8 protein-coding genes are annotated in these 13527 nt (G+C 61.9%); 6 read left to right on the top strand and 2 right to left on the bottom strand.

Features of this window, described 5'->3' with window-relative positions:
- The first annotated feature begins 16 nt into the window (after positions 1 to 16).
- The 3 genes from BBBF_RS09065 to BBBF_RS09055 are packed head-to-tail and all read left to right on the top strand — an operon-like array spanning position 17 to position 3250.
- A complete protein-coding gene (locus BBBF_RS09065; RefSeq protein ID WP_003819204.1) occupies positions 17 to 1000 on the top strand; it encodes a class C sortase in 984 nt (327 codons plus the stop codon).
- Positions 984 to 1844: a hypothetical protein gene (locus tag BBBF_RS09060; RefSeq protein ID WP_021647561.1), complete on the top strand. Its 861-nt coding sequence runs from the start codon at positions 984 to 986 to the stop codon at positions 1842 to 1844. The genes BBBF_RS09065 and BBBF_RS09060 overlap by 17 nt, the downstream gene beginning before the upstream one ends.
- On the top strand, positions 1835 to 3250 hold the full coding sequence (locus tag BBBF_RS09055; protein WP_003814979.1) for a DUF4032 domain-containing protein: 1416 nt from the start codon (positions 1835 to 1837) through the stop codon (positions 3248 to 3250). Before BBBF_RS09060 ends, BBBF_RS09055 begins: the two co-directional genes overlap by 10 nt.
- Positions 3251 to 3361: 111 nt before the next feature.
- On the opposite strand, the gene rlmB is transcribed toward BBBF_RS09055, so the two are convergent.
- Complete coding sequence (gene rlmB, locus BBBF_RS09050; RefSeq protein ID WP_003814978.1) at positions 3362 to 4360, bottom strand: 23S rRNA (guanosine(2251)-2'-O)-methyltransferase RlmB; 999 nt, start codon at positions 4358 to 4360, stop codon at positions 3362 to 3364.
- A gap of 629 nt (positions 4361 to 4989) precedes the next feature.
- Here rlmB and BBBF_RS09045 point away from each other — a divergent pair.
- Positions 4990 to 7941, top strand: a complete 2952-nt coding sequence (locus tag BBBF_RS09045) for a cation-translocating P-type ATPase (RefSeq protein ID WP_021647564.1) — start codon at positions 4990 to 4992, stop codon at positions 7939 to 7941.
- Between the two features lie 166 nt (positions 7942 to 8107).
- Positions 8108 to 10387, top strand: coding sequence for an alpha-galactosidase (locus BBBF_RS09040; RefSeq protein WP_021647565.1), 2280 nt, complete (start codon positions 8108 to 8110; stop codon positions 10385 to 10387).
- Positions 10388 to 10478: 91 nt separating this feature from the next.
- Here BBBF_RS09040 and dcd read toward each other — a convergent pair whose 3' ends face one another.
- Positions 10479 to 11060, bottom strand: a complete 582-nt coding sequence (dcd, locus tag BBBF_RS09035; protein ID WP_003814973.1) for a dCTP deaminase — start codon at positions 11058 to 11060, stop codon at positions 10479 to 10481.
- Positions 11061 to 11436: 376 nt separating this feature from the next.
- Here dcd and BBBF_RS09030 point away from each other — a divergent pair, with 376 nt between their 5' ends.
- Positions 11437 to 13506: a cation:proton antiporter gene (locus BBBF_RS09030; RefSeq protein ID WP_033509552.1), complete on the top strand. Its 2070-nt coding sequence runs from the start codon at positions 11437 to 11439 to the stop codon at positions 13504 to 13506.
- Positions 13507 to 13527 lie beyond the last annotated feature (21 nt).

Here is a 13527-nt window from a genome sequence, read left to right as displayed (position 1 = left end):
GCGAAAAGAACGCTCGATGAAACGACTGCGCAACATCCTGCCCTTACTGGTCATTCTCGGTGGAATGCTCATTCTGTTCTATCCGACGATCAGCAACTTCCTCATTATGCGCAACGCCAGCCGCGCCGTAAATAACTACGACGCCAGCGTTGAAGCATTGAGCCAGGAACAGTACCAGAAGGTGCTGGATGCTGCGCACGCCTATAACGAAAAGCTCGCCCAGAACGATGCAGGAGAGACCGACGCTCTTGCCAGTGCCGTCAATTCCGCATCCACGGACGAGGAATATAACAGTCTGCTCAATATTGACGGTGACGGCATGATGGGATACATCACTGTGCCTAAGCTCGAGGAGACCTTGCCGATTTATCACGGCACTTCCGAGAAAGTACTGCAATCCGGCATCGGACATCTCGAACAGACCTCACTACCAGTTGGCGGTGCGTCCACTCATGCGGCGCTGTCTGGCCACCGGGGCTTGCCCACGGCAAAACTGTTCACGGACTTGAACCTTATGAAAAAAGGCGACAAGTTCTACATCACAATACTTAAAGACACATATGCGTATCAGGTCGATAAGATCACTACCGTTCTGCCGACCGATACCAAACAACTGGCAATTGAGCCCGGCAAGGATTTGGTCACGCTCATCACTTGTACGCCGTATGCGGTCAATACGCATCGGCTGCTGGTGCGTGGCCATCGCATCCCATACACGCCGCAGCAGCAGGATGACGCCAAATCCACGTTCCACGTGGACATTCCGCTGCAGTACTTGTTGCCGTCTCTTGCACTGATTGCCTTGCTCATCGCATGGCATTTATGGCAGCGCCATGAGCGGCGACGCCGGCAGAGTGGGAGCGCCAAGGTCGCATCTGGTGATTCTGACTCTGCGGATATCGAGCCGGACGGTGACTTGCCTCCTCAGCCAGACAGTACAAATAACCAATCACATTCATCACGGCGGAAAGGACCGGGCAGACATGTTAGACCTGCATAGCGGAAGCGAGTATGGTGCGGCGCGCATTGCTGCCATGATTGCCGCCGCCGTTACTATCGTCCTCACTGTTCTTGCAGCCTTCGGCTCTATGGTGCCGTATGCGCAAGCTGATTCTTTCGGCGCTCTCACCATCAATGCCGTATGGGGCCGAGACACGGCTTCGCCCAAATTGCTTGCCGACGATACCTATTCCATCGTGCGCGTCGCCACCGTCACAACGAACAATGATGGTAGCGTCTCCTCATATAAAACCGTCGGCGATTTTTCCGGCCTCACTGCCGATTGGGAACGCCTGACATCAAGTGAATATCACGATGCTGCCAAGAAGCTCGCTGCGCACGCGGCGAAAAACAAGCTGTACCAGCATTCCGGCACCACTAACGTAGCTGGTCAGCTCACTTTCCAGAATCTGCCGCTCGGCCTATATCTGGTCTCTCGCACGAGCTCGGCGAAAGCCAACAAGGCATACGACTGTGATCCGTTCCTCATCTCGATTCCTGGCAGTGGAGGCACATCCGCTGATCTCAACATCACAGTAGAGCCGAAATTTAGCACTGGAACTCCTGTTGCCCCGCCCGAAAATAACCCGAGCGAGGAGCCGGGCAATCCTGGCCTTATCGGTCGTACGGGTGCCGCCGTAGGCAGCATTGCCGCGGCAGCGGGGCTCATGTTACTTGTTGCGTTCATTTTGTTCAGATTGCGCATGAGGCGTCGCATACGGGACGTCAATTCGGCCGGCAAATCCCATACAGATGATCTATTCGTATGCGAGAATAATGCGCCGAAGTCGCCGCTACTCGCTGCACTTCCCAAGCACCACGTAGAATCGAACACATGGAGTTGAACGATTTGCCTCAGATGGATCCGCGCGCGCTGAAGGCCACGTCCGTCAAAGCCGAAGACGAACATGCCAGTTCAGCTGAGCCGCAAGCATTGAAGATCACCGCCGCCAGCTCGAACCCGAAGATGTTCACGCTGCCCTGGCATAAGCCCCTGGCCACCTGGCCCGAGGACCTGCTGGCCAACCTGCCGCGAGGCATCTCCCGCCATGTGGTGCGTTTTGTGCACGTGGGCGACGAGGTGTACGCCATGAAAGAGATCACCCGTCAGGTGGCCGAGCGCGAGTATGAGATTCTGCGCCGACTGCAGAAGCTCGAGTTGCCGACCGTCATCCCGATTGCCGTGGTCACCGGTCGTCATGACCGCAACGGCGAACCGCTGGAAGCGATTCTGGTCACCCGTCACCTGAAGTTCTCACTGCCGTACCGCGCGCTGTTCGCCCGCAATCTCCAGCCGGATACTGCCGAGCGTTTGATCGACGCCCTTGCCGTGCTGCTGGTTCGCCTGCACTTGGCCGGCTTCTACTGGGGCGATGTGTCGCTGTCGAACGTCCTGTTCCTGCGTGATGCCGACGCGTTTTCCGCCTTCCTGGTGGACGCCGAAACCGGTGATTTGCAGGTGCAGCTTACCGATGGCCAGCGTGAATACGATATCGACTTGGCTCGCACCAACATCATCGGTGAATTGATGGATTTGGCTTCTGGCCGTCTGCTGCCGAGCGACGTGGACGAGATCGAGGTGGGCAACCGTCTGGTCGACCGCTACCACTCGTTGTGGAGCACGCTGACCGACACCGACAAGTTCGGCCCGGATGAGATGTGGAAGATCGAGCAGCGCGTCAACAAGCTCAACGACCTGGGCTTCGACGTGGACGAGCTGGAGATGAAGACCGCGGAGGACGGCAAACGTGTGCTGGTCCGCCCGCGCGTGGTCGATGCTGGCTATGCGTCGCGCAAGCTTCTGCGACTGACCGGTTTAGATGTGCAGGAGAATCAGGCGCGGCGCCTGCTCAACGATCTGGATGCGTACCGTGCCTCCACGTGGCGTGAAGGCGAGGAGTTGGAGATCGTCGCCACCGATTGGATGCGTGAGGTGTATGAGCCGACTGTGCGTATGATTCCACGTGAATATCGTTCGCAGATCGAGCCGGCACAGTTCTTCCATGAGGTGCTGGATCACCGCTGGTTCCTTGCCGAGAAGGCCGGCCACGACGTGCCGATGGGCGAGGCTGTGGAAAGCTACATCCAATCCGTGCTGCCGAACTACAAGCTGGATGACAAAGCCGTGAACGAGCTCAACGCTGAAGCGGATTCCGGCGTGGTCGACGATGAGGCGAATTACGAAAAGCCCATCGACGATGATGATTACAATCCCGACGACGATCCTGATGCCGCGGTGTGGAGCCACTGATATGTGGAGCTGCTGAGCGGAACCGGACGGGGTGGTGCGCCGATTGCGGCGGCCACCCCGATTTTCGTTCCGCTCGATGACCCCGCCGGCAGCAGGGGGGAGATATGGGTATTACTTCGTGGCGGCTGCCGCTGCTTCGCGACGGGCGCGGGCGACCGCGTACAGGCTGATACCGGCTGCGACCGAGGCGTTCAGAGACTCCACCATGGACGTGATCGGAATGCCGGCGATCGCGTCGCACGACTCGCGCACGAGTCGGCTCAGTCCCTTGCCTTCTGAACCGAGCACGACGATCAGCGGATCGGTCTCGAAACCGGTTTCGCCGACCAGCTTATCGCCGCCGCCGTCTAGGCCGACCGTGTAATATCCACGTTCGCGCATGCTTTCGATGGCCTTGGTGAGGTTCACCACGCGAGCCACCGGGATATGCGCCGCGGCACCGGCCGATACCTTCCACGCGGCAGCGGTGACCGAAGCGGAACGACGCTCCGGCAGAATCACGCCGTTGGCACCGAAGGCGGCGGCCGAACGAATCACCGCACCCAGGTTCTGCGGGTCGGTCACGCCGTCGAGCGCGATGAACAGCGGGCGTGCGTTGATGCGCGCACTCGGCGAATTCACCACGTCCATGGCCTTGGCCTTGCGCTCGGCGATATCCGCCAGCTCGGCGAGAGACGAATACTGGTACGGCTGCACTTTGAGCACGACGCCCTGATGGTTCGACGACCGGGCGATGCGATCCATTTCCAGACGGTCGGCCTCCAGCAGGTGCAGGCTTTGTGCGCCGGCGAGCTTGATGATCTCGCGTGTACGGTCATCATGCTCGATACGTGTCGCGATATACAGCTGCATGCTGGGGACGCCGACGCGCAGCGCCTCCAGCACGGCATTGCGGCCGATGACCAGATCGTCCGAATCGGACGTGAACTTCGCGGCGCGACGGCGGGCTGCCAGTCGTGGATCTGCCATCTTGCGACGGTTCGTCGCCTGCTTGGCCTTGTATGCCTTGTGATACACGCGATCCTCGGCTTTGGGCGTCGGCCCCTTGCCGCGTAGCGCATTGCGGTGTTTTCCTCCCGACCCCTTGGTCGGACCTTTCTTGATTGCCATACGTGCCATTGTCCCAGACCCCCACGCCAAACAGCCATTCGCGGCGCGCGAATCGCCCCAATCTCCTGAGAGACTCGGTTTGCGTTCCTAAGTGCGCGCCGGAACGCCGAGTGCGCGAACATAGGAACGCAGATCGCATAGTTTGCGTTCCTAAGTGCGCAGAGTTGTCGTTTCGGCGCGCACTTAGGAACGGAACGAAGCTCGTCCGGTTCCGAAGCCGCCGGAGTTCCTTGCCTTGGCACGTATGATGAATGCAGGATCGGGCGGCGTCATTCATACCCGGAGAGCCAGAAGGTCTTGCGATGGTCGATGTGAGCAGGGAGTGCTGCGAGCGGTATTTCGGCATGGACGACGAACTGTTCGATTACACCATGGCGACGCTCCGCTGGCTGCTCGCGCTGTGTGAGCGTGTCGCCTGAAATCGTTCGCGGAATGCTGATATTTGGACAACACGTAAAGGGCTGTTTCGCCAAGCGATGACGGGTTTGTGGAATAATGGCAACAGTATGCATCGGCAGCAGTTGCGCCGGTGCCCATAACCGCGCAGCTTTATCGAGATGACCGGGGGAGGGGACGATCCCGGTGATCGTGAGGGCTGACTACTCCGCGGCTATATCAAGGAGACCATTATGGTTGATCACACAAATGATCAATCCACAGGCGTGCAGTCGCAGGAAGGCCTGCTTCACGACGTCGATCCCAGCTTGACCGAGGCGAACGAAGTCGCCAAGGCGCTGGATGTGGATACCAACACCGGCCTGAGTTCCGCCGAGGCGCAGCGCCGGTTGGAGAAATTCGGCCCGAACCAGTTGGCCAGCGCGCCGCCCGTACCCAAGTGGAAGAAGTTCCTGGCGCAGTTCCAGGATCCGCTGGTGTACCTGCTGCTTGCCGCCACTGTCATCTCACTGATCGCATGGTTCATCGAGCGCTCGCACGGAACGGCCGGCGAAGTGCTGCCGTTTGACGCCATCGTCATCATCCTGATCCTGATCGTCAACGCGGTGCTGGGCTATATTCAGGAGGCCCGTGCCGAGCAGGCGGTGGAGGCGCTCGCCCAAATGACGGCACCGCAGACCTCCGTGCTGCGTGACGGCAAAATCGTGCACATCAACACCGCCGACGTGGTTCCCGGCGACATCGTGGTGCTTGGCGAAGGCGATACCGTCTCCGCCGACGGGCGTCTGTTCGCCGCCGCGTCGCTGCGCATCGCCGAGGCGAGCCTGACCGGCGAATCCGTGCCGGTGGGCAAGAAGCCCGACACGCTCGACTCCGCCAAGGCGCTGGGCGACCGCACCAATATGATTTTCAACGGCACGTCCGTCACCCAGGGCACCGGCCGCGCGATCGTGACCGGAACCGGCATGAACACGCAGGTTGGCAAGATCGCCGACATGCTGTCGCAGACCGATGACGAGGATACCCCGCTGCAGAAGGAGATGACCCACGTCTCCAAGATCCTGGGCATTGCCGTGTGCATCATCGCGGCCGTCGTGCTCGTCGCGCTGTTCATCACGCAGGGCTTCCACAAGATGCCCGACGATCTCATCGACTCGCTGCTGCTGGCCGTTTCGCTGGCCGTCGCCGCAGTGCCGGAAGGTCTTGCGACGATTCTGACGGTTGTTCTCGCGCTCGGCGTGCAGCGCATGGCCAAGCACAACGCCATCGTCAAGAAGCTGAGCTCCGTGGAAACGCTGGGATCCGCTTCAGTGATCTGCTCCGACAAGACCGGTACGCTCACGTGTAACGAGATGACCGTCGAGCGCATCGTCACCCCGAGCGGTGAAGTGCAGCTCACCGGCACCGGTTACGAGCCCAAGGGCAAGATGCTGGGCATGGGTGGCGACGCCATCGAGGAGAGCGCTCCGGTCAACGCCGAAGCCCTGCGCACCATCGCCGTCGGAGCGTTTGCCAACGACGGTGACTTGCGTCAGAACGATGCCGGCCAGTGGGAGATCGTCGGCGACCCGACCGAGGTGTCGCTCGTCGTCGCCTCCCGCAAGATCAAGGCCGACCGCGCCCTCGGCAAGCTCGACCGTGTGGCCGAGGTTCCGTTCACGTCCGAGCGCAAGCGTATGGCCGTGATCGGCAAGGACAGCAGCGACAACGGCAACCTGAGCGTATATGCAAAGGGCGCGCCCGATGTGCTGCTCGGCTACTGCACGCGCATCGCGGTTGGCGACGCCGTCCGCCCGATGACCGAAGGCGACCGCCAGGAGATTCTCGCGACCGTCGAGCGTCTGTCCGGCGAGGCATACCGCACGCTGGGTGAGGCGTACCGCCCGCTCGGCACCACATCCCTGGCCGATATCCCCGGCATCAAGACCAATGCAGCCGGCCAGGTGACCGACATCTCCGAGCAGAGCGACGTCATCGAGCGTGACCTGATCTGGGCCGGCATGGTCGGCATCATCGACCCGCCGCGTACCGAAGTGCGTGATTCCGTGGCCGAAGCGCATCGCGCCGGCATCCGCACGGTGATGATCACCGGCGACCACCCGCTCACCGCGGCCCGCATCGCTTCCGATCTGGGCATCATCGAAAAGGGCGGCAAGGCCCTCACCGGCGATCAGCTCGACGCGATGCCCGACGAGGCGGCGTTCGACAAGGCGACTTCTGAGGTCTCCGTGTACGCCCGCGTGGCCCCCGAGCACAAGCTCAAGATCGTGGAGTCGCTGCAGCGCCAGGGCAACATCGCCGCCATGACCGGCGACGGCGTCAACGACGCCCCGGCCGTCAAGTCCGCCGACATCGGCGTGGCGATGGGCATCACCGGCACCGAGGTGACCAAGGAATCCGCGAAGATGATTCTCGCGGACGACAACTTCTCCACCATCGTCGCCGCCGTGCGCGAGGGCCGTGTGATCTTCGACAACATCCGCAAGTTCCTGCGCTACCTGCTGAGCTCCAACGTGGGCGAGGTGTTCACCGTGTTCGGCGGCGTCATGCTCGCCGGCGTGCTTGGCATCACGCAGCCGGGAACCACCGGTGTCGCCGTGCCGCTGCTCGCCACGCAGCTGCTGTGGATCAACCTGCTGACCGACGCCGCCCCGGCGCTCGCGATGGGTGTCGACCCGCAGACCGATGACGTGATGGCACGCAGCCCGCGCAAGCTCACCGACCGCGTGATCGACAGGGACATGTGGATCGATATCGCGTTCATCGGCATCATCATGGCGGCCGTCACCTTGATCGGCATGGACATGCACCTTGAAGGTGGCCTGTTCACCGACCGCTCCATCGGCGGCACCCACGAATTCCAGATGATCGAGGCCCGTACAATGGGCTTCACGATTCTCGTGTTCGCGCAGCTGTTCAACGCGATCGCATCGCGTTCCGCACGTCAGTCCGCGTTCGTCGGCCTGTTCTCCAACAAGTGGCTGTGGGGGGCGATCGGCCTGTCTGTCGTGCTGCAGCTCGTGGTGATCTACGTTCCGTTCCTCAACTCCGCGTTCGGCACCACGCCGCTCGGACCGTGGGCATGGGTCGAGTGCATCTGCCTCGCCGCGGTCGTACTGATCGCCTCGGAAATCTACAAGGCGATCATGCGCGCCATCGACCGCAAGCGCGGCATCATGGCATAACAATGCCATAAGCCTCCACCGGCAGTCAGGGCTCCCGCTCTCCACATCGGAAAACGGGAGCCCTTCTCATACCCCGGAATCGCTGAATATGCGGTGACATGACGGAACGATGTCGTAGCATCGGAGGCGAACCATATATCAATGGCACGTTCCGAAGGGATTCGCAATGTCACTCATCGAACAATTCCATGGCGCCGCCGCCGATGGAACGGAACTCACCGCTATTTATGCTGAGCAGCCGGCTGCTGATGTGGCGTTCGCGCTGATCTTCGCCGGTCACGGTCTTCCGCGCTTCGTGCACTGGGGCCGCCCGCTCGCGGTGCCGGGAACCGTACTCGCCGCATACGACGCCCTGCGGCCGCAGCGCGTGTCCGGCGCGCTGGACGAGACCGCCTGGCCAAGCATCATGCCCACGCAAAGCGAGTCGTGGATAGGGGCACCGCGACTGGATATCCGGCGCGCCGGCGTAACGCCGTTCTGTGCATTCACGGTGACCGGCATCGCAATCCGTCAGGACGAACGCCAAGGCGTTGACGTGTCTGACGGCGTGGACGGTGCCGCGCATACCGTCACGCAACAGGTGCCGGTCGTCACCGTGACCGCGTCGGATGCCGAGCAGGGCGTGGAACTGTCATGGACGGCCGAACTGTTGCCCGGCGGACTGATCAGACAGCGCACCACGCTGCGTAATCTTCCAGCCGGTAATCTTCCGACCGGTGACTTGGAAGTCGGTAAAGTCGAACTCGGCTTCCCGCTCCCGGCACTTGCCACGGAGATACTCACCACCACCGGCCATCATCTGCGCGAACGCAGCCCGCAGCGGCAGCCGCTGACCGAAGGACGCTTCGAGAAGGTCTCGATGGCGGGGCGCCCAGGTTTTGACGCCTCTCTGTTGCTTTCCGCGGGCGAGCCCGGCTTCGGGTTCGAGCATGGCGAGGTCTATTCGGCGCATGTGGGCTGGAGCGGCAATTCCGTGCTGTCGGCAGAGCGTCAGCCGTATACGACCGGTCTGATTGGCGGCGGCGAGGTGCTGCTCGGCGGCGAGGCCACGCTCGCCCGCGGCGAAACGTACACCACCCCGTGGCTGTACGGGTCGTACGGTGACGGGCTCAACGAGGTGGCTGCGAGATTCCATGATTACGTACGCTCCTGTCACCCGGATCTCGCCGTCAAGCCGCGTCCGGTGATTCTCAACACGTGGGAGGCCGTGTATTTCGACCATGACTACGACACGTTGAAGGCTCTGGCCGATAAGGCCGGGGATTCCGGTGTCGAACGGTTCGTGGTGGATGACGGCTGGTTCGGCTCCCGCCGAGACTCCACATCCGGGCTCGGCGACTGGCAAATAGCGCAGGATGTGTGGCCGGACGGGCCGAAGAGCCTCAAGGCGCTCGCCGATTACGTGCACGGAAAAGGCATGGAGTTCGGCCTGTGGTTCGAACCGGAGATGGTCAACCCGGATTCCGACGTGGCCCGCGCCCACCCTGACTGGGTGCTGCGCCCGACTGCGAACCGTCTGCCGATGCAGGGACGCTCGCAGCAAGTGCTCGACCTGACCAATCCCGACGCCTACCGATACATCCATGATTCCATCGATGCGCTGGTCGGCGAGTTGGGCATCGACTACATCAAATGGGACCACAACAAATTCGTCACCGAGGCGGTCTCGCCACGTACCGGCAGGCCGGCGGTGCACGGGCAGACGCTCGCCGTGTACCGGATGTTCCGTGACCTCGAAGTCGCGCATCCGGGACTGGAGATTGAGAGTTGCGCATCGGGCGGCGGCCGTATCGACCTGGGCATACTCGAATTCGCCAGCCGCGTGTGGACGTCCGACTGCGTGGACCCGGTCGAGCGGGCCGATATTCAGCGGTACACGTCGCTGCTCGTGCCGCCCTGCATGATGGGCGAGCATGTGGGGGCGAGTCCTGCACATTCCACGCATCGCGCCACGAGCCAGGAGATGCGCATGGCGATGGCGTTCTTCGGGCACATGGGCGTCGAATGGAATCTGCTCAAGGAGCCGGACGAGGCGTTGAACAAGCTCGGCGAATGGGTCGCCGAATACAAGAGGCACCGCGCATGGTTCGCGATCGACACGTGCGTGCACGCCGATATCGCCGATCCGGCCGTCCGGGTCGACGGCATGGTCAAGCCGGATCGTTCCGCGGCGTTCTACCGGTTCACGCAACTGACAACGTCCCAGACTCTCCCTGCGGCGCCGATTCGCGTGCCCGGTCTTGACCCCGATGGCACGTACCGCATACAGCCGTTGTGGCTGGATCTCGATCTCGACGGGCTTGGTCTTGGCAGCGGCCAGTCGCCGTTGGGCTGGTGGACCAAAGACGGCGTGCTGATGACGGGCCGGGCGCTGATGACCTACGGGTTGCGCCCTCCATCGCTGCATCCGGCCCAGTCGGTGCTGTTCACCGCCATTCGCCAATAAGCCAGACGGCATCGAACGGAGCATAACAATGTGCCGGCGGCCCAGTCATGGAGTCGCCGGCACATTGCGTCAAAGAACTTGGGTATCGGCTCTAGTCGTTGACGTCGGCCTTGTAGAAGTTAACGTAGGAACGGCTGGGGGTCGGGCCGCGCTGGCCCTGATAATGGGAGCCGGTGCCCTTGGAGCCGTAAGGGTGCTCGGCCGGAGAGCTGAGCTGGAAGAAGCACATCTGCCCGATCTTCATGCCGGGCCAGAGCTTGACCGGAAGCGTCGACACGTTGCTCAGCTCCAGCGTGATATGCCCCTCGAAACCGGGGTCGATGAAGCCGGCCGTCGAATGTGTGAGGATGCCCAGACGGCCCAGCGAGCTTTTGCCTTCCAAGCGTGCCGCCACCGTCGCGTCGAGCTTGACGTACTCCCACGTCGAGCCGAGCGCGAACTCGCCCGGATGCAGGATCCACGGCTCGTCCGGAGCGACGTCGAACTGCTCGGTCAGCGCCCCCTGGTTCTCGGCCGGATCCACGTATGTGTAGGCATGATTGTTGAACAGGCGGAAGAAACGGTCGAGGCGCACGTCAATCGACGCGGGCTGCACCATTTCCGGAGTCCATGGGTCAAGAGAAATATGACCGTCCTTCTGGGCGGCGAGAATGTCGCGGTCGGACAGCAGCATGAGGATTCTCCTTTTCGCGCTCACGTGTATGGCGCACGGCGCCACACTACAGTCTACAGCCATTACCATGTGATGGGATTCAGCCCGCGACATCAACTCACAGGAAGCTTTCAGACAATCTCAGCATTGCACCAAGAAACGGGTGTTTTACTATTAACTGTCAGCACAAGCCGACCGGGAATCGGCAGCACGATTCTCAATAACTGAACCCCTTTCTTCTTCTCTCTCCTTTCTCTCCCCGGCGGGCAACACCGCCGGGGTTTCTTTTTGCCCGCGCGCAGCCGTTAAGCCGGACGCCGAAGTTAACGTGTCGGGTGCGGAGTCGGTTTATATTGTGAAGTAATCCCACACAACCGACGGAGAGCCGGAGCGAGCCTTGGAAGTCTTTCAGCTGATACTGTGCATTATCGGCGTCGTCGTATTCTCGTCGTTCGCCAGCCGGTTCATCCCCAAGGTGTCGACTCCGCTGGTTCAGATCGCGATGGGCGCGATCATCACGCAGGTGCCGGGATTCCCCAACGCCTCCCTGAATCCCGAACTGTTCATGGTGCTGTTCATCGCGCCGCTGCTGTATCTGGAAGCGCACGAGATCGACAAATCCGAATTGCTGAAATCGCTGAAACTGTCATTGTCATTGGCAATCGGACTGGCCATCGCCACCATGGTGGCGGTCGGCGTCATCGTCCATGCCGTCTGGCCGTCCGTGACGCTCGCCGCCGCGCTGGCGCTTGGCGCGGCGCTGGGGCCGACCGACGCGGTGGCGGTCAGCTCGCTGGGCAAGGAGGCGTCGCTGAGCCTGCGCCAGTTGGGCGTGCTCAAAGGCGAGTCGTTGTTCAATGACGCGTCCGGCATCGTCGGCTTCCAGTTCGCCATCGCCGCCGCCATCACCGGCGAGTTCGCGATCGGCCGGGCTGCCGGCGAGTTCGCGCTCTCGTTCATCGGCGGTGCCGTATACGGTCTGACGATTGGCCTGCTCGCGAACTGGCTGTTCGAAACCGTGCGCTCGCTGGGTTGGGAGACCACCACCACCCGCATATTGATGGAGCTGTTCCTGCCGTTCATGCTGTACCTGACCGCAGAGGAACTGCACGTGTCCGGCATTCTCGCGGTGGTCGCGTCCGGCCTGTTCGTGCGGTTCGACCGGACCGGCATCGGGCCGAACGTCGCCCGCACCAACATCGTGTCGTCCAGCGTATGGGGTGTGCTGTCGTTCAGCCTCAACGGTGCCGTGTTCATCCTGCTCGGCATGCAGCTGCCGAAGGCGATGAGCGCCAGTTGGGACGATCCCGGCGTGAGCAACGTGCGCCTGAGCATCGTGATTCTGCTGGTGTCGCTGGTCGTGGTGACGATGCGGTTCCTGTGGGTGGCCGGGATGCTGCGTTTGGCGCGCGACGTCAACACTGGCAAACGGCGCAAGATGACGCCGGCCCGTTGGCGCAGCGCCGCGGTGATGACCTTCGGAGGCGCCAAGGGCACGATCACCCTGTCGCTGATGTTCACCATCCCGTTCACCGTCACTTGGGGCGTGCCGTTCCCCATGCGCGACGAGTTGATTTTCATCGCATCCGGCGTCATCGTCGTCACGCTACTATTGGCGAATTTCATGCTGCCTCTGTTCGCTCCGAACCGTGACCGCATGGCACCCGAAATGACGGAGATCACCATAGAGATCCTACGCAAGACCGTCGAGGAGCTGACGGGGCGAGTCGACGATGAGAACCGCCGCGCGGTGCTCATGGTCATCGAGTCGTATACGAAGCGCATCACGAGATTGAAGCAGCGCGTCGGGGAATCCGACCCCCAGGGATTGGAGCGGCTGCAGATCGAGGCGCTGCACTGGGAGAAGGACTATCTCAAGAGTCTGCTCGCCGAATTGAAAATGCACCCGCTGGATGATGCGGCGGAGCAGGACATGCGCGTGGAGGCATGCGAACGCATGATGGATGACATCATGAACACGTTGCGGCACACGTCCACGGTCTCCTCCTCGGGCCATGCGGTGTCTCAGATTCGCGGGCGCATGCGCGCGTTCGAACGTCGTGCGGAGAATCTCGGACGGCGCATCAGCAGCAAGATCCGGCGTACCACGCCACTGATCAGCGAGGACGAGATGTTCGCGCACTCCCGGCTGCTGCAGCTCGACGTGATGGAGCACGTGGTGGATCGGCTGTATGAGGAGATGGGACGCGGCACCTACCGTACGGAGCACTGCTCGGCGCTGATCCTCGATTATCGCCGGGCCGAGGGCGCGTTGAAGTCACGGCCGAACATGGGCGGCAGCGCGAAGGCGATCGCTCAGGCGGAAGAGATCAAGCGTGAGAGCTATGGCATCGAGCTGGGCATCATCCAGGACATGCTCGAGGCGGGCGACATCACACGCGCCCAGGCGAAGGCCCTGCGCCGCAACGTGTTCGTCATGAGTGTGGACGCCGACAGCAGCATCTGAACGGGGTGGGCGCGGCCGATG

Origin of the sequence: Bifidobacterium bifidum ATCC 29521 = JCM 1255 = DSM 20456 (genome assembly GCF_001025135.1) — a bacterium.
Taxonomy (GTDB): Bacteria; Actinomycetota; Actinomycetes; order Actinomycetales; family Bifidobacteriaceae; genus Bifidobacterium; species Bifidobacterium bifidum.
The sequence above is the reverse complement of the archived record's forward strand: the minus strand, read 5'-3'. Positions and strand labels throughout refer to the sequence as shown.

What these genes read in the sequence shown, in the direction of transcription:
- BBBF_RS09065 (WP_003819204.1), top strand. Translation starts at nt 17, where the DNA reads ATGAAACGACTGCGCAACATCCTGCCCTTACTGGTCATTCTCGGTGGA.
- BBBF_RS09060 (WP_021647561.1), top strand. Translation starts at nt 984, where the DNA reads ATGTTAGACCTGCATAGCGGAAGCGAGTATGGTGCGGCGCGCATTGCT.
- BBBF_RS09055 (WP_003814979.1), top strand. Translation starts at nt 1,835, where the DNA reads ATGGAGTTGAACGATTTGCCTCAGATGGATCCGCGCGCGCTGAAGGCC.
- rlmB (WP_003814978.1), bottom strand. Translation starts at nt 4,360, where the DNA reads ATGGCAATCAAGAAAGGTCCGACCAAGGGGTCGGGAGGAAAACACCGC.
- BBBF_RS09045 (WP_021647564.1), top strand. Translation starts at nt 4,990, where the DNA reads ATGGTTGATCACACAAATGATCAATCCACAGGCGTGCAGTCGCAGGAA.
- BBBF_RS09040 (WP_021647565.1), top strand. Translation starts at nt 8,108, where the DNA reads ATGTCACTCATCGAACAATTCCATGGCGCCGCCGCCGATGGAACGGAA.
- dcd (WP_003814973.1), bottom strand. Translation starts at nt 11,060, where the DNA reads ATGCTGCTGTCCGACCGCGACATTCTCGCCGCCCAGAAGGACGGTCAT.